Origin of the sequence: Mycobacterium sp. (genome assembly GCF_035314665.1) — a bacterium.
Lineage (GTDB): Bacteria > Actinomycetota > Actinomycetes > Mycobacteriales > Mycobacteriaceae > Mycobacterium.
In genome coordinates this window covers 1-16,413 of record NZ_DATFZD010000302.1, presented here as the reverse complement: position 1 = coordinate 16,413, position 16,413 = coordinate 1, and the positions used below count along the sequence as shown (strand labels likewise).

General features: G+C 67.7%; 14 protein-coding genes and 1 pseudogene. 3 read left to right on the top strand and 12 right to left on the bottom strand.

Features of this window, described 5'->3' with window-relative positions; translation table 11 throughout:
• From VKI00_RS21180 to VKI00_RS21150, 7 genes and pseudogenes are all read right to left on the bottom strand, one after another.
• The coding region (locus tag VKI00_RS21180; RefSeq protein WP_296556571.1) for a DUF3117 domain-containing protein at positions 1 to 64 on the bottom strand (64 nt) is incomplete at its 3' end.
• A 114-nt stretch (positions 65 to 178) separates the two neighbouring features.
• Entirely contained in the window at positions 179 to 823 is a 645-nt protein-coding gene (locus VKI00_RS21175; protein WP_324440892.1) for a DNA-3-methyladenine glycosylase I, read from the bottom strand.
• A 5-nt stretch (positions 824 to 828) separates the two neighbouring features.
• A complete protein-coding gene (locus VKI00_RS21170) occupies positions 829 to 1,194 on the bottom strand; it encodes a DivIVA domain-containing protein (RefSeq protein WP_324440886.1) in 366 nt (121 codons plus the stop codon).
• 144 nt (positions 1,195 to 1,338) lie between these two features.
• Positions 1,339 to 2,310, bottom strand: a pseudogene (locus VKI00_RS21165) (glucosyl-3-phosphoglycerate synthase); the annotation flags it as partial.
• A complete protein-coding gene (gene folP, locus VKI00_RS21160) occupies positions 2,307 to 3,131 on the bottom strand; it encodes a dihydropteroate synthase (RefSeq protein WP_324440890.1) in 825 nt (274 codons plus the stop codon). The gene folP and the pseudogene VKI00_RS21165, both read right to left, overlap by 4 nt.
• A gap of 344 nt (positions 3,132 to 3,475) precedes the next feature.
• On the bottom strand, positions 3,476 to 5,257 hold the full coding sequence (gene fadD6, locus VKI00_RS21155; RefSeq protein WP_324440885.1) for a long-chain-acyl-CoA synthetase FadD6: 1,782 nt from the start codon (positions 5,255 to 5,257) through the stop codon (positions 3,476 to 3,478).
• Positions 5,258 to 5,307: 50 nt separating this feature from the next.
• Positions 5,308 to 5,871: a TIGR00730 family Rossman fold protein gene (locus tag VKI00_RS21150; protein WP_324440883.1), complete on the bottom strand. Its 564-nt coding sequence runs from the start codon at positions 5,869 to 5,871 to the stop codon at positions 5,308 to 5,310.
• Between the two features lie 95 nt (positions 5,872 to 5,966).
• On the opposite strand from VKI00_RS21150, the gene VKI00_RS21145 reads away from it, so the two are divergent.
• Together VKI00_RS21145 and VKI00_RS21140 are read left to right on the top strand one after the other, a co-directional pair.
• Positions 5,967 to 8,219 (top strand): AAA family ATPase, encoded by a 2,253-nt coding sequence (locus VKI00_RS21145; RefSeq protein WP_324440881.1) that lies wholly within the window; start codon positions 5,967 to 5,969, stop codon positions 8,217 to 8,219.
• 287 nt (positions 8,220 to 8,506) lie between these two features.
• Positions 8,507 to 9,055 (top strand): hypothetical protein, encoded by a 549-nt coding sequence (locus tag VKI00_RS21140; protein WP_324440879.1) that lies wholly within the window; start codon positions 8,507 to 8,509, stop codon positions 9,053 to 9,055.
• A gap of 90 nt (positions 9,056 to 9,145) precedes the next feature.
• Here VKI00_RS21140 and dapE read toward each other — a convergent pair whose 3' ends face one another.
• Positions 9,146 to 10,225, bottom strand: a complete 1,080-nt coding sequence (gene dapE / locus VKI00_RS21135) for a succinyl-diaminopimelate desuccinylase (RefSeq protein WP_324440877.1) — start codon at positions 10,223 to 10,225, stop codon at positions 9,146 to 9,148.
• Between the two features lie 25 nt (positions 10,226 to 10,250).
• On the opposite strand from dapE, the gene dapD reads away from it, so the two are divergent.
• Complete coding sequence (gene dapD, locus VKI00_RS21130; RefSeq protein ID WP_324440875.1) at positions 10,251 to 11,204, top strand: 2,3,4,5-tetrahydropyridine-2,6-dicarboxylate N-succinyltransferase; 954 nt, start codon at positions 10,251 to 10,253, stop codon at positions 11,202 to 11,204.
• A 5-nt stretch (positions 11,205 to 11,209) separates the two neighbouring features.
• Here dapD and VKI00_RS21125 read toward each other — a convergent pair whose 3' ends face one another.
• The 4 genes from VKI00_RS21125 to VKI00_RS21110 all read right to left on the bottom strand — a co-directional run bounded on the left by VKI00_RS21125 (position 11,210) and on the right by VKI00_RS21110 (position 16,337).
• Positions 11,210 to 12,370 (bottom strand): PPE family protein, encoded by a 1,161-nt coding sequence (locus VKI00_RS21125; RefSeq protein WP_324440873.1) that lies wholly within the window; start codon positions 12,368 to 12,370, stop codon positions 11,210 to 11,212.
• Positions 12,371 to 12,415: 45 nt separating this feature from the next.
• On the bottom strand, positions 12,416 to 13,300 hold the full coding sequence (locus VKI00_RS21120) for a PPE family protein, SVP subgroup (protein ID WP_324440871.1): 885 nt from the start codon (positions 13,298 to 13,300) through the stop codon (positions 12,416 to 12,418).
• A gap of 215 nt (positions 13,301 to 13,515) precedes the next feature.
• Entirely contained in the window at positions 13,516 to 14,811 is a 1,296-nt protein-coding gene (locus VKI00_RS21115) for an MFS transporter (protein WP_324440888.1), read from the bottom strand.
• Positions 14,812 to 14,930: 119 nt separating this feature from the next.
• Entirely contained in the window at positions 14,931 to 16,337 is a 1,407-nt protein-coding gene (locus tag VKI00_RS21110; protein WP_324440869.1) for an acyl-CoA synthetase, read from the bottom strand.
• Positions 16,338 to 16,413: the final 76 nt, after the last annotated feature.

The window sequence follows — 16,413 nt, the reverse complement described above, 5'->3', positions numbered from 1 at the left end:
TGCCGCGCCCCTCCTTGGTCGCTTCCAGTGGACCGTCTCCGGTCCGGGGCTTCATCGCCGCCATCGAGTGCTCCCTCCAGGTTCGAGCTGGCCCGCCGTCACGGACCTGGTCAGCGCCGGGCATGCCCCGCCAGCGGAATTACAGCTATCCCCGGCATTGAACTGCAGATTCACGCCTCTATTGTTCCCTATCCGGCCCGGCAGGTGTACATGACCTCCGGGTCGGCGTTTTGACCGGCCGGTAGGCCTGACGGGCGGGCACCCAGCATGTTCGGAGGTGGTCGTCGACCATCCCGGTCGCCTGCATCAACGCGTACGCGGTGGTCGGCCCGACGAATCGGAACCCGCGCCGCTTCAGTTCGCGTGCCATGGCGGTGGATTCCGCAGTCGTCACAGGGACTTTGGACAGGTCCGTCGGCCGGGGCCGTGGTGCCGGCGCGAACGACCACAGCAACTCGGAAAGGTCGTCTGGGGATCTCAGGTCCGCAGCCGCCCGCGCGTTGGCGACCGTCGCCTCGATCTTGGCGCGGTTGCGAACGATTCCCGCGTCGGCCATCAGCCGGGCCACGTCGGCATCGGTGTAGCGGGCGACCTTCTCGATGTCGAAGCCGGAGAAGGCGCGCCGGAAGTTCTCCCGCTTGCGCAAAATGATCAGCCAGGAAAGGCCGCTTTGAAAGGCCTCCAGAGTCATCCGCTCGAACAGCGGCACCCGCCCGTGCAGGGGCCGGCCCCATTCCTGGTCGTGATAGTCGCGGTAGAGGGCGAAGTCCGGGCCCGGCCGACCTACCGCCCAGTCGCAGCGGACCAGCCCATCGTCGGGCAGCTCGGTCATATGGGCTCCTGGTCGTCGGCGACGTCGGCAACGACATCTTGCTCGTCGGCTCCGACATCGGCGGCGACTAGGCCTTCAGCGGCGTGCACCGACGAGAGTTGGCCGCGCAGGAGGTCGAGTTCCTGACCGAGTCGATCCAGCACCCAGTCCACCTCGCTGGTTTTGTAGCCGCGCAACGTCTGGGTGAACCTGACCCCGTCGACGTCGGCGCCGGTGACACCGGAGGCGGGCAGCACCGTCGGCGTCGTCCCCCTGGGCAGCGGCGGTAGCGGCTCCCCACGGCCGAACAGCAGGCTGACCACACCGAACAGCACGATCGCCACGAGGACCAGCACCACTACGTATAGCAACACCAACGCCACGTGACCGATATTGCCTTATAAGTTCTGTGGCGACCCGCTGCGCCCGGCTTCGCCGCGCTGGCGATCGCCACGCCGGTCGCGGGGCGGGCGCAGCGGTCTCTGGTGGCGACCCGCTGCGCCCGGCTCCGCCGCGCTGGCGATCGCCACGGCGTTCATCGGCGGCCGATCGGCCAGCGACACCGTCGAGGTACGCGGGGTGTAGCCCTCACCATCTGGGCCGTCGACGAAGAACTGGGTCAGCCCCACCCCGGAGTCGGGGATGCCGCAGCGCGAGAGCAGGGTCGCGACGACCTGTCGGCTCATCGGGCCCAACTCGGCCAGCGGCCGGTTGCGGTGGGCCCGCACGCCGAGGTTGACCTGCGCGATGGCCTCCAGGCCCAACCGGTCATAGGTGTCGACGAGCAGGCCGATCTCGACGCCGTAGCCAGGCGCGAACGGCACCGACATCAGCAGTTCGCGGGTGGCCGCATATTCGCCGCCGAGCGGCTGCAGCACGCAGCCCAGCTCGGGCCGCAGTGCGGCGAGCAGCGGCCGCGCCACCAACTCGGTGACCCGGCCACCGCCGGTGGCGCCTTCGCGGCCGCTGGCATCACGGGCGTTCAGCGGCCGCCGGTAGAAGCTCTTGACCAGGTGGATGCCATCCTGTGTGAGCAGTGGCCCGAGCAGTCGCGGCACGAACATCGGGTGCGGGTCGATCAGGTCGGAGTCGACGAACACCACGATGTCGCCGTCGGTGGCGGCCAGCGAGCGCCACAGCACCTCGCCTTTGCCGGGCCGCGGCGGGATGTGCGGCAAGGCTTGTTCCCTGGCTACGACGCGGGCGCCGGCGGCGATCGCCCGGATCTCGGTGTCGTCGGTGGAGCCCGAATCCAGCACGATCAGCTCGTCGACCAGCCCGCCGACCAGCGGTGAAATGCTCTCGATCACCGATTCGACGGTTTCTTCCTCGTTGAGGGCAGGCAGCACCACCGAGACTCTTCGTCCGGCCTTCGCCGTCACCAACTCGTCGACCGTCCAGTGCGGACGGGTCCAGCAGCGGTCGGCCAGCCAGACGTCGCCGGTCAGCGCGGTCAATGCCCCCTCAGCGGCGAGATCGACGAGCTCTGATGCCGTCATGCAAGTCCTCTCACCGTGCGCACCGGGCGCCGCTGCCCATTGATCGAAGCCACCATTTCCAGCACCCGCCGGGTGGAGCCGACGTCGTGTACCCGGAACATCCGCGCGCCGGCGGCGGCCGCGAGCGCGGTGGCTGCGAGGGTTCCCTCCAGCCGTTCGGTCAGATCCACGCCCAGAGTCTCCCCGACGAAGTCCTTGTTGCTCAACGCCATCAACACCGGCCACCCCGTGTTAACAAGATCTTCCACATGGCGCAACAGCGCCAGGCCGTGGAAGGTGTTCTTGCCGAAGTCGTGGGTCGGGTCGATCAGCACCCGATCGCGGGCCACCCCGGCGGCGACGGCCCGCTCGGCCGCCGCGGTGACTTCGCGGATCACATCATCGACCACGTCGCGGGTGCTGATCCCGTAACTGACCCGGAATGGCCGGGTACGCGGCGGCAACCCCCCGGTGTGCGAGCACACCAGGCCCGCTCCGAATTCCGCGGCCACCTCGGGCATCGCGGGGTCGATACCGCCCCAGGTGTCGTTGATCAGGTCCGCACCCGCCCGGCAAGCATCTCGCGCCACCTCCGAACGCCAGGTGTCGACGCTGATCAATTGGTCGGGGTAGGCATCGCGCAGCCATTCGATGAACGGCACCACCCGAGCGATCTCGGTTTCGGAGTCGATGCCGTCCCCCGGACCCGCCTTGACGCCGCCCACGTCGACGACGTCGGCTCCTTCGGTGATCAGGCGGTGCGCAGCATCCCGGGCCTCGTCGTCACCGAAGTTGGCGCCGCGGTCATAAAACGAATCAGGCGTGCGGTTGACGATCGCCATGATCAGTGGGCGGTCGCCAGTGATCGGGCGACCGCATAGGGTGGCGTGCACCCTTCTATGGTGCCCGTCGTGACCACTGCGCGAGCGCCGAGGGTCTGGCTGAACCTCGCCAGCCTCGTGCGTCACTGAGCGAAGGATGACTGCCTTCTTCAGTTCGACATCGCGGGTGATATCACTTCCGAGAAGAGGGTGCCGCCCACCTTACGGTGCTGGTGTGGCTGGTGCGACGAAGCGGCACGACGGTCGCTTACCGGCCCGGGCTGATTCGCCGGCGCGCTCCCCCAGGCTCACGCCTGCGGTCGCTTACCGGCTCGGGCTGATTCGCCGGCGCGCTCCCCCCAGGCTCACGCCTGCGGTCGCTTACCGGCGGCGACCTCGTCCGGATATTCGTCGTAGAACGGCACGTAACCTTCGTCGCGGCCGGCGAGCACATACAGCGGGTCCTCGATGCCCGGGCCGTACGCCTGCTCGCGCAGATCCACCTTGCGGCTCTTGAACGTGGTGGTGAGCTCCATCGACTCGACCACCCGCACGAACAGCGGCAGCGCATACGCCGGCAGTTGGTCATAGACGGTGTGGGCAAGCGCCTTTCCGTCGAACTCGGCGCCGTCGCGCAATTTGATCGCGGCCATGCCGGCGCGACCGCCGGTGCGGGGAATCTCCACACCGAAAACCGTGCACTCCTCGATGGACTTGTCGGCCGCCAGCGCCCGTTCCACTTGCGTGGTGGCGACGTTCTCACCCTTCCAACGGAACGTGTCGCCGAGCCGGTCGACGAAGGCGGCGTGGCCCATGCCCTGCGGGCTCATCACGTCGCCGGTGTTGAACCAACAGTCCCCATCACGGAAAGCGTTGCGCACCAGCTTCTTTTCGCTCGCGCTGCGATCGGTGTAGCCGTCGAACGGTTGCAGCCGAGTGACCGGGCTGAGCAGCAGGCCGGGCTCACCGTTAGGCACCCGCCGCACCCAGCCATCCTCGCCACGTAACGGCGCGCCGCTGTCGGAATCGTATTCGACGTAGGCCAGTGGCAACGCCGCCCAGCCGGCCGACCTGGGCACGTTGAAGACGTTGATGAAGGCAGTGTTTCCTTCACTGGCCGCGTAGAACTCGCAGACCCGCTCGATGCCGAACCGCGAGGTGAACTCGTCCCAGATCTCCGGACGCAAACCGTTGCCGGAGATCAGTCGCACCTTGTGCGCGCGATCGGTCGGCTTGGCGGGTTGGTTCAGCAGATAACGGCAGATCTCACCGATGTAGATGAAAGCGGTGGCCTGGCCGGCAATGACCTCGTCCCAAAACCGCGACGCCGAGAAGGACTTTCCCAATGCCAGGGTCGCGCCGGAATTGATCACCGATCCGATCGCGACGGTCAGCGCGTTGTTGTGGTACAGCGGCAGGCAGTTGTAGAGCGTGTCGGAACCCTTCAGCCGCAACCCCAGCCCACCGAAGATCGCCAGCGCGGACAACCACCGTTTGTGGGTCATCACGCTTGCCTTGGGATTACCGGTGGTCCCCGACGTGAAGATGTAGAAGGCCGTGTCCTTGGCCAGCACGGCCGAGGCCGACGGGGGGTTAGCCGTGGGCGCCGTGGCGGACAGTTGTTCCATCTCCTCGATCGTCATCGGCTCGACGCCGGCGCCGCCGCACTCGTCCACCGCGCCGACGAGATCGGATTCGACGACCAACGCCTTGGCGTCCAGCAGGCCCAGGCTGTGGGCCAGCACGTCGCCGCGCTGGTGGTAGTTGAGCATCCCGGCGATCGCGCCGCATTTGACCGCGGCCAGCATCATCAGCACCGCGTTGGGCGAATTCCGCAACATGATCCCGACGACGTCGCCGCGGCCGACACCCCGCGCCGCGAGCACGGCCGCGTAGCGGTTGGCGGTCGCATTGGCCTCGCGGTAGCTGAGCTGCTGCTCGCCGAACCGGATGAACACCCGGTCGCCGTAGCGGGCGGCGCGATCCTGGAAGACTTTGCCGATCGACGCCTTGGAGTTCGGCTGCGCCAGCAGCCCGGTGAGCAACCCGCGAAGAATCACCGGAGTATCGGCCAACATGCCGGGCACCCGGGTCGCGATATCCAGCAGCCCGACCGATGAGCGGGTACCTGAGTCGTGTTCGGACACTGTTATCCCTCACTTCGCGCAATCGTTGCGCGGTCAGCCTAATGCGGAGCTCAGCTGGGTGTGCAAGCTGCCAGTGCCGCGCTCACGTCGTCGACTACCACCAGCCGGTCCAGCGCGGCTTGCGACACGTAACCGCTGTCGACCAATCCGTGGAGCCATCTGCGCAACCCGTCGAAGTGTCCGGCCGGATCCAGCATCACCACGGGTTTGTCGTGCACACCGAGATACCCGCCGGTCCAGGCCTCAAACAGCTCCTCCAGCGTGCCGATGCCGCCGGGCAGCGTAATGAACGCGTCGGCGCGGTCCTCCATGATCTGTTTGCGTTCGCGCATCGTGTCGGTGACGATCAGCTCGTCGGCCTCGGTGTCGGCGACCTCGCGACGTACCAGCATCTTGGGGATGACGCCGACCGTCCATCCGCCACGGGCTCGCGCCGCAGACGCCAACGCGCCCATCGCGGAGACGTTGCCGCCGCCCCAGACCAGGGTCCAGCCGCGCTGGGCGATCGCCTCACCGAGTTCGGCGGCCAACGCCAACAATTCGGGGTGGGTGGGCCCGGACGCGCAGTACACACATACCGCCCACGCCCGCGGTGCATCGCGTTTGGAGGGCACAGTCGCACGGTAGTCGACGACCTAGACGACCTTGCCGCCGAGTGCATTTGGGCCTATTGGTGTGACGGCGACGCTGCGCGCCATAAAATCCGGCGGTGCCGACTGCTTGGGTTGCCGCGCCTGCGGACGCCGCCCTGCAAAGGGTCGCGGCCGCGTTGGACGATCCGCAGCGGTCCGGCGTGGTGCTGGTCGGAGCCGACGGCGTCGGCAAGACGCTACTGGCCCGCAGTGCCGCCGAAAGGTTCGCCGCGGGTAAGCCGTCGACTGCGGTGCGCTGGGTGGCGGGCAATGCGACGGGACGCGCCGTGCCGTTCGGCGCGTTTCGGGCCCTGCTCGATATCGCGGGCGTTGCCGAGACGGCCAGGCCCGCGGCGCTGCTGCGCGCCGCACACGACTCGCTGACCGGTGGTGGCGGCGACCTGCTGTTCGTGGTCGACGACGCGCACGACCTGGACCACCTGTCGGCCACCCTGGTGTACCAGCTGGCGCTGGGCCGCTTGGCGCGGTTGGTCGTCACGCTGCGCGCCGACGCCGAGCTGCCCGACGCGATCGCGGCGCTGTCGGCCGATGAGCTGCTGACCGTGGTCGAGGTCGAGCCGTTGGATCAACCGGCGACGGCGGCACTGCTGGAATCGGCCCTGGGCGCGCCACTGGACGCCGCGGCGAGCGACGAGGTGTTTCGACGTAGTCGGGGCAACCCGCTGTACTTGCGGCACTTAGTACGGGCCGGCGAGTTGCAGGATGGCCCACCACTGCCGGCCCTGATCGACGGCTACTTGGCCGGTCTGACGACGCCGGCCCGCGCGGTGCTGGACTACCTGGCGGTGGCAGAGCCGCTGAGCCGCGAAGACCTGGCGGCGCTGGCCGGCGAGCATGCCGTCGACGAAGCGGAAGCCGATGGGGCGGTCGCTTCCGACGACGATGCGATGGTGCGCGCGGCTCATCCGCTCTACAGCGACCGCGTCCGCGCCGCGCTGGCACCGGACACCGCGCGGGCGGTGCGAACATCGCTGGTCGAACGATTGACGGCTCGGCCATCCGACCACATCGGCGACCAGCTGCGTCGCTCGGCGCTGGCCGTCGGGAGTGACGCTCCCGTCGCGGTCGCCGACATGGTTACGGGGGCCCAACAGGCACTCCGGTTCGGTGAGCTGGAGCTCGCCGAACAGCTCGCGCGCGCCGCGCTGGACCGGTCGGACGGACTGGCGGCTCGGCTGGCGCTGGCCTACGCGCTGACCTGGCAGGGCCGAGGACGAGAAGCGGGCGCGGTGCTGGAGGCGGTGGATCCTGAGCGGTTGTCCCAGCCCGAGCTGATCGAGTGGGCGCTGCCGCGGGCCGCCAACCAATTCTGGATGCTCAGCGAGCCGGAGCGAGCCACCGCGTTTCTGCAGACCACACGGAACCGGATCGATGCGCCGACGGCGCTGACCACCCTCGACGCCCTCGCGGCGACCTTTGCGATGAACGCGGGAACTCCGCTGCGCGCGTTGCGGATCGCCGACGAGGTGTTGGCCTCGCCGCACGCCGACCAGGTGGCCGTGGGGTGGGCGGCGTCGGCGGCGGCGCTGAGTTCGGCGCGCACTGGCCGGTTCGACGACGTCGAGGCGCTGGCCGGACGCGCGATGGCCGCCGACCATCCCGGTCTGCTGAGATTCACCAGCGGCTTCGGCCGAATCACCGCCCTGCTGATGGCGGGGCGGCTGACCGAGGCCCGCAAGTTGGCGCAGCGCTACACCGACTTCGCCGAGCTGCAGCAGCCCGGGCGGGCGATCGGCGAGACGTTGGTCGGCTACGTGGCGGTCGCCCAGGGTGATTTCTACGCCGCCGTCACGCTGCTGAGCCGGGCCGCCGATCCGCTGGCGCGGACCGGCTATTCGTGGGGTCCGCTGTCGCTGACACTGCTCGCTCAAGCACTTGGTCAGCAAGGTGAACAGCTTGAGGCCGCAAAGGTTTTCAGTCGGGCGGAGTCTCGGCACGGCATGAAGTCGACGTTGTTCGCTCCGGAGTTGGCCTTAGCCAAGGCGTGGTCGAAGGCGGCTCGCGGCGACACCACGGGCGCGATCGAGGCCGCCCGCGAGGCGGTGCAGGCCGCCGAGCGTGGTGGGCAGTCGGCGATCGCGCTGCGCGCGTTGCAGGACGCGGCGCGATTGGGAGACACCCGTGCGGTGTTCAAGGCCGAGCGGTTGTCGGTCGAGGTGGACTGCGTGCTCGGCAGGCTCACGCTGGCCCACGCCCGCGCGTTGGCCGACGGCGATGCCGCAGCGCTGGCCGACGTGGCCGCCGACTTAGCCGATCGGGGGCTGCATCCCGCGGCCGCCGACGCATCCGCGCAGGCGCAGCGCGTTTAGCTGGTCAGATAGCTCCGCAGTGTAAGCAACCAGCCGGTATACGCCACCTGGGAATTTCCAAGTGGGGCGTGTACCGCGCGGTGCGGTAAGCGCAAGGACGCCCTGCGGAGATCCGCAGGGTTCTCCTGTGAGATTCACCACGAACTCCCGCTCTGCGAATGCCGCTGGCTTCGACAGCGACCAAGATGACGACCAGGCGACCAACAGAAGAACGCAAAAACCGACCAGTAGAAATTGTGAGCGCTACGGCCGCGCGAGCCACAGAGGCCGATGATCGGAGACAACTAATGAGCGAGTACGACAAAGAACTTCAGGATGCAGGTTTGTGCGGTCACATCTGTCCGGCGGAGGGTCCGTTTCACACCTTCCACTGCACGCGACCGGCAGACCACATTCTTGACGGCGAACCGCTGCACCAGGCCATCCAACTCGCTGGCCCCATCGAGGGCCGAATCAACGGCGCATGGCACCACGACGGCACAAGCGCAATGGAGCCGGTAGACATGACACCCACCGTCACATGCGGGCTGGAGCAGCCCATTGATCCCGAGACACTAGACAAGGTGAACCAGCGGATCGCGGTGGTCTCCGACAAAGTTGACATGCTCGTTTTGGACTACCAGGCGAGCACCAGCGGCGATACCGCGAAGGACATGCTGAAGAACTGCACGTCGCTCGTCGCCAGCTTCGAGGAGCAGACCGCCGGCCCGCACGAGGCAATGCACTTGGCGTGCGAGGCATTGGCCGTGGCCGTGCAGAAATTGGCGTTCGCCGGCTGGCAGGAAGAAATGTTCGTGGCAGAACGAAAAAAGGTTCACCCCACAGGAGACAATTAATGGGGAAACTACTGATCGCAGCGGCTGTCGCCGCCTTCGTGCCGTCGTCGGTGTTCGCGGCCCCCGCAGCCAGGTAAAAGCCTTAAACGTCTAAGGTGAGCTGCTCAAATACGCCCGCAGCATGGCCGCGGCCGCGGTGATCTGGTCGACGGCCACCCACTCGTCGCGGGTATGCGCCAGGTTGGGATCGCCCGGCCCGTAGTTGACCGCAGCAATGCCCCTGGCGGCGAAGCGCGCCACGTCGGTCCAGCCGTATTTCGCTCGCACCTGCCCGTCGGCCGCCTCGACCAGTGCCTTGGCGGCGGGCTTGGACAGCCCGGGCAGCGCGCCGGCGGCCAGGTCGGTCTGCTCGATTCGCACGTCGAGGCCAGCGAAGACGTCTTGGACGTGGCGCAATGCAGCTTCCGGCGACCGGTCGGGCGCGAAGCGGAAGTTCACCGTTGCCGACGCGGCATCGGGGATGACGTTGCCGGCCACGCCGCCGTCGACGCGCACCGCCGACAACCCTTCGCGGTAGGTGCAACCGTCGATCTCGACACTGCGGGCCTGATAACCAGCCAGCCGGTCGAGCACCGCGCCCAGCTTGTGAATAGCGTTGTCGCCCAACCAAGATCGGGCCGAATGCGCCCGGGTTCCGGTCGCGTGGACGACGACGCGCAGCGTGCCCTGACAGCCCGCTTCGATGAAGCCGCCGGTCGGCTCGCCCAGGATCGCCACGTCGGCCGACAGCCAGTCCGGCAGCTCGCGTTCGATGCGCCCCAAACCGTTTGCGGCTGTATCGATTTCTTCGCAGTCGTAGAACACCAAGGTGAGGTCGTGGGCAGGCGCGGTGACCGTGGCGGCCAGATGCAGGAAGACCGCGTCACCGGATTTCATGTCGGTGGTACCGCAGCCGTGCAGCGAATCGCCGTCGCGGCGGCTGGGCAGGTTGTCGGCCACCGGGACGGTGTCGAGGTGCCCCGCCAGCAGCACCCGCGTCGGTCGGCCGAGCGCTGTGCGCGCCAGCACGGCGTCACCGTTGCGGATGATCTCGTACCCCAAAGCCTGCGGAGTCTGCGCCCGCAACGCGGCTTCCACCTCGTCGGCGATGCGCTTTTCCTGCCGGGATTCACTCGGGATGTCGACCAGAGCTGCCGTCAGCTCGATCGGGTCGCCGCGTAGGTCCAGCACAAGTCCAGCGTAGTGGGTGGGTAGCGTGGAGCCCGTGACTGCAGCTTCAGGCATTGGGCTGGCGACTTTGGCCGACAACGGGTCGGTGCTCGACACCTGGTTTCCCGCACCGGAACTGATCGAATCGGGCGAGGCCGGCACGGTCCGGCTATCGGTGGCTGAGGTTCCGGACGAGTTGTCGGCGCTGGCCGGACGCGACGACGACCGCGGCACCGAGACCGTCGTGGTGCGCACCGTGATCGGCTCGCTCGACGACAAGGCCGTCGACGCCTATGACGCCTATCTGCGACTGCATTTGCTCTCGCATCGACTGGTCGCCCCGCACGGATTGAACGCCGACGGCTTGTTCGGGGTGCTGACCAATGTGGTGTGGACCAACCACGGGCCGTGTGCGGTCGAGGGTTTTGAGATCGTGCGGGCGCGACTGCGCCGCCGTGGCCCGGTCGCGGTCTACGGTGTCGACAAGTTCCCCCGGATGGTCGACTACGTGGTGCCGACCGGCGTGCGCATCGCCGACGCCGACCGGGTGCGACTGGGCGCGCATTTGGCGTCGGGCACGACGGTGATGCACGAGGGCTTCGTCAATTTCAACGCGGGCACATTGGGCGCCTCAATGGTGGAGGGCCGCATCTCGGCGGGCGTGGTGGTCGGCGACGGCTCCGATATCGGCGGCGGCGCATCGATCATGGGCACCCTGTCCGGCGGTGGCACCGAGGTCATTTCGATCGGGAAGCACTGCCTGCTCGGCGCCAACTCCGGGCTGGGGGTCCCGCTGGGCGACGACTGCGTCATCGAAGCCGGCCTGTATGTCACGGCCGGCACCAAAGTCGCTCTGCCCGATGGGAATTCGGTCAAAGCCCGCGAGCTCTCCGGCGGCAGCAACATGCTGTTCCGCCGCAACTCGGTGACCGGCGCGGTCGAGGTGGTGTCCCGCGACGGTCGCGGCATCGCGCTCAACGAGGACCTGCACGCCAATTAGGCTCGTCAAACGAGCACTTTCGTGGGCATCACGGTTGGCTTGACGCCATAGCGCGGGCCCATGCCGTAACCTCCGCGGCCGGCCGAGGCATACGCCGGCATACCGGCCGCCACCGTGCTCATGCCGCCGCTTTCTTCGGCGGGGGCGGTCCACCCCGAGCCCGCCAGCGGTGCGGCAACGGGCTCAGCCGGGGTGGCCGCGGACCAACCCGCCGGCACCGATAACTTGCCAACCGAAGACGCTTGACCCACCCCCGCCAATGCCGGCCCCCCACCCACGCTCGCGGCATTCGCCGAGGGCGTTCCGACCGGCCAGCCCGCGGTACCAAGTCCGCCGAAAGCGACCGGAAGGCTATGACTGAGAAGGCCCGCGTCATACGTATGCCCATACAAAACCCCGGTCACGATCCCATTGAAGGCGTTCCAGGCCCCCATATCGAAGATCCCGTTCGGGATGCTTTGCACCAGAGGGCTGTTGAAGAAATCGCTCAAGGCCGAAGCGGATGTCGCCGCGCCGGAGAGCGGAGTTGAAAGCGACTGCACGGCGCTGGGCAAGTTGGATACCATTCCCGGCAGTCCGGCCGATGTGCCGGTTGCTTGGGTCACGGCGGCGGCCTGCGCGCCGAGCCCGCCGGGATTGGTGGTCGGCGCCGGATCGGTCAACGGCTGCAACTTCCCGGCGCTGGCCGACGAGCCGGCATAGCCGTACATAGCGGCGGCGTCCTGCGCCCACATCTCGCCGTAATGGGCTTCGGTGGCTGCGATCGCCGGGGTGTTCTGCCCAAGAATGTTGGTGGCGACCAGAGCCGCCAGCTGAACCCGGTTGGCCACGACAACCGGCGGTGGCACCGTCATCGCAAACGCGGCTTCATAGGCGGCCGCGGACGCCATCGCCTGGCTGGCCGCGTTTTGAGCGGCCGCTGCCGTGGTGTGCATCCACCCCACATGGGGCGCGGCCGCGGCGGCCATCGCTGCCGCGGACGGACCCACCCACTCGTCGTTAGTCAGCGTTGAGATGACCGATTGAGAGGCGGAGGCGGTGGTATTCAATTCGGCCGCCAGGTTGTTCCACGCCGCCGCCGCGGCCATCATCGGCCCCGCTCCTGGACCGTTGTACATACGTGTGGAGTTGATCTCTGGGGGTAATGCTCCGAAATCGAAAGTCATTTCTTTTGATCCTTTTCTGGCAGTTGGCTTCGGCGGTATCGGCGTCTAAACGACGACCGGCTTCGGCATCACGGTGGGCTTGACGCCATAGCGCGGGGCGCCGAACCCGTAACCGGCGCGTCCGGTCGAGGCCACCGACGGCACGCCGGCCGGCATCGTCGTCACCGGCGGGGTCTGCGGCGCAGGGCTGGTCCAGCCCGCACCTGCCGATGTCGCGGGTGCGGGGTTGGTTACCGGAACGCTTCCCGCGGCCCAACTGGGCGGCACCGACATCCCGCCCAGCGAGGACGCCTGGCCGACACCTGCGAGGCTTGGCGCCCCGCCGATGCCTGCGGGCCACGCCGACCCCGTCGCAGCCGCGTGAGGGAGCCCCACGCCCGCGCCGTCTGTCAGGCCAGTGGCAGCGATTTGAGTGGGGTCCCAGTTCACCGCGTTGGGAAGGAATTGGCCCTGGCCCAGCGCAATGAAGTCGGACGCGGCCGCGCCAACGTTCTGGGCCCAGTTGAAAGGGGTGGCAATAGTGGCGCCCGTCGAGGACGACACTTGCGCGGGCTGCACGGCCGCCCCGGACAGTGCCGACGAGGATGTCCCTGACCCGGTCAGCCCACCGAGCAGGCCCGACAACGATGTTGAACCAGACGCGGTCTGGTTGGCCGCTTCGGTTTCCCCATAGGAACCGGCGCTGGTTCCCAGGGTGCTTACCAGCATCTGGCGGATCGTCGCGGCTTGGCCGCTGACCTGCTGGTACCAGGTGCCGTACGCGGAGAACTGCGCGGCCTGCAGCGCTGATACCGGGTCGGCGGCGGCAGGAACGACGCCTGTAGTGGGCGCCGAGGCGGCCGCGTCCTCAGCAGCCATCGACGTGCCGAGGTTTTGCAGTGCGCTCGCCGCAGCCGTCAACGCTTCCGGCCGCGTAGTCACGAAAGACATGAATTTCTCCTCACGCAAAATAAGCCGACCACTGAGGGTTCGGCGGTAGTTATGTGCTGTGGCAGGGCCAAGAAGGAGCCCATGAACGCCACTTTCCCAAAATTCGCCGGAAATACTCCGGTAATGCGCATGTAATACGCGCAGCTTTTTTGCGCGGCTACCCGCTAATCGCCCACGGTGGAGTGGAACCCTGCCGAACAACCGATGCGGTGAGATCAGCCGCCGGCTGACACCTCTGCCTCACTTCGAGTGGAATGCAGTGCTGTTCCGATGGTTTCGGGAAGCAGATAGGTGCACACCAGGCTGACCAGGGCGAGGATGGCCAGCATGGGACCGACCGCCCAGCTGCCATAGGTTGCCTGAAGTGTTCCGGCAATCAGTGGCGGCAATGCGCCGCCGAAGATGCCGGCGGTATTAACCGCCAGTGCCGATCCGCTGTAGCGGTAACGGGTGGCGAACAGTTCGGGAATGAACGCTCCGGTAGGCCCGGACCCGATCGCGGCGATCGCGGACATGCCGACGATCGCGACTGCGTACAAAACCGGCTTGCCGGTGTCCATCAACGGCATCACCACCAGCGCCCACGGCACACATGCCGCCCAGCCCAGCAACATCATCCGGCGGCGCCCGACTCGATCGCACAGACTCGCCGATAGCGCGACGAACGTGACGCTTGCCAGCCCGCCCAGCGCCCCGACGGCCCAGATGAAGCTGCGGGTGTAGCCGAGATGGAAATGGGCGTACGCGGTCAGGTAGGTGTTTCCCATGTAGGCGAAGCCGAAGCCGCCCAGGATGCTCCCCGCGGCCAACAGGATCTCCCGGCGCTGCAAGCGCAGTAACTCCGCGATCGGCGCTGATGGGACCAGATTTCGGGCCTTTTCCGCGGTGAACACCGGAGTCTCGTCGATGCGCAGCCGCACATACAGGGCGATACCGATCAGGGCGGCGCTGATCAGAAACGGTATGCGCCATCCCCACTGCATAAAGGCGGGGCTGTTTTCACCGATGCTGAAATTCACGCCTAGAAACGTCAGGCTGGAAAGCACCCCCGCGGTGCCGCCGCCGAGCAGGGTGAACATGCCATAGCGGCCGCGTTCGGCGGCCGGCGCGTGCTCGGCGCTCAGCAACGCCGACCCTGCCCATTCACCGCCGACGGCGAACCCTTGTAATAGCCGCAGCGCGATCAGGATCATCGGGGCTGCGGCGCCGATCGCCGCCGTGCTGGGAACGGCACCAACGCTCACGGTGGCGACGGCCATGATCAGCAGCGTGACGATCAGGGTCTTCTTCCGGCCCAGCCGATCCCCGAAGTAGCCGAAGGTGGCCGCGCCGATCGGCCGGGCAAGAAACGCACTGGCGAATGTGCTCATCGAAGCGATCGTGGCCAACGTGGGACTGAGGTGCGGAAAGAACACGGTGGGAAACACCAGCGCTGCGGCGGTGCCGTAGATCAGGAAGTCGTAGAACTCGATCGCCGAGCCGACCAGACACGCGGCGGCGATCCGCCTCATCGGTGTTTGGCTGCGGCTCTGCACGCTAACGACGGTAGGTGAAGGCGCGTCGCCTTGACCACAAAGAACGCAGATGTCGCGCTGTAAAGACGCTGCAAAGACTCCGACGCCGGCGAGTCTCAGCCTCGCGTCAGCAATTCCTTCTTGAGCACCTTACCCATCGCGTTGCGTGGCAGGGTATCCACGATCCGCACCTCACGCGGCCGCTTGTGCACCGAAAGCTGTTGGGCGACGTAGTCAATCAACTCTGGCGGCTCGGCGTCACCGACGACGAACGCGACGATGCGCTGGCCCAGGTCGTCGTCGGGCAGCCCGACGACCGCCGCCTCGGCCACTCCGGGATGCCCGAGCAGCGCGGTTTCGATTTCACCGGCGCCGACACGGTATCCGCCGGATTTGATCAGGTCGACCGACTCGCGACCCACAATGCGATGCATACCGTCGCCGTCGACGACGGCCGCATCGCCGGTGCGATACCAGCCGTCGGTATCGAACGCCTCGGCGGTGGCGTCCGGCCGATTCAGGTAGCCGTCGAACAAGGTGGGGCCTCGAACCTGCAGTCGCCCAATCGTTTCCGCGTCGTGCGGTACTGGGCCACCATCGTCGTCGACCAGTCGGGTCTCGATGCCGGCCAGCGGCAGGCCGACCCAGCCGGGACGGCGTTCGCCGTCGGCGCGGGCGGACAGCGTGATCAGCGATTCGGTGGCGCCGTAGCGTTCGATGGGCGCGTGCCCGGTAAGCCGCGCCAACTTGTCGAACACCGGCACCGGCAGCGCGGCACTGCCGGACACCAGTAGCCGCGCCGGCCGCAGCGCCTCGGTGGCCACCGCGTCGCCCGCCACTCGCGACCACACGGTCGGCACACCGAAGTACAGGGTGCCGCGCGCTGCCGCGTAGGCCTCTGGCGTTGGTTTTCCGGTGTGCACGAAGCGGTTTCCGACGCGCAGCGACCCGAGCAGACCCAACACCAGCCCGTGCACGTGGAAGAGCGGCAATCCGTGCACCAGCGTGTCCTCGGACGTCCACTGCCAGGCCTGGGCGAGCGCGTCCAGGTCGGCGGCGAGCGCCCGCCCGCTCAGCTGCACCCCTTTGGGCGGGCCGGTGGTGCCCGAGGTGTAGATGATCAGCGCGGTGTCCTGCGGGGACGGCTCGGGATGACGGTGCCACGAACGGGCGTGCGTCCGTACCGGGATGTGCGGCAGGCCCTCCGGCTCGTCGGGCACCGGACCCAGCCAGGCCTGCGCACCGGAGTCGGTGAGGATGTGGCGACGCTCGGCCTGCCCGACGTCGGCGGGCACCGGCACCACCGGCACGCCGGCGATCAGGCATCCGGCGACGGCCAACGCGGTTGCGGCGGTCGGTGTGGCCAGGACCGCAATCCGGTCCGCTCCGCCGACGCGTTCGGCCACTGATGTCGCGGCGCCGACGACATCGCTGCGGCTCAGCGTGACGTCGCCGATGCGGACGGCGTCGCCGATATCGCGGCCGCCGGTGACGGCGGCGGGATCCAGCGAGGTCAGCAGCACGTGTGCAGGTTACCTTGCGACGATGGGGCATTCAGCGGTCATTGTTGTTTAACACCACGCAATGCGTTGTGGGAAC

Excerpts from the sequence above, each read along its gene's own strand:
- folP (WP_324440890.1), bottom strand. The coding sequence starts at position 3,131 with ATGGCGATCGTCAACCGCACGCCTGATTCGTTTTATGACCGCGGCGCC.
- VKI00_RS21140 (WP_324440879.1), top strand. The coding sequence starts at position 8,507 with ATGAGCGAGTACGACAAAGAACTTCAGGATGCAGGTTTGTGCGGTCAC.
- VKI00_RS21125 (WP_324440873.1), bottom strand. The coding sequence starts at position 12,370 with ATGACTTTCGATTTCGGAGCATTACCCCCAGAGATCAACTCCACACGT.
- VKI00_RS21120 (WP_324440871.1), bottom strand. The coding sequence starts at position 13,300 with ATGTCTTTCGTGACTACGCGGCCGGAAGCGTTGACGGCTGCGGCGAGC.
- VKI00_RS21115 (WP_324440888.1), bottom strand. The coding sequence starts at position 14,811 with ATGAGGCGGATCGCCGCCGCGTGTCTGGTCGGCTCGGCGATCGAGTTC.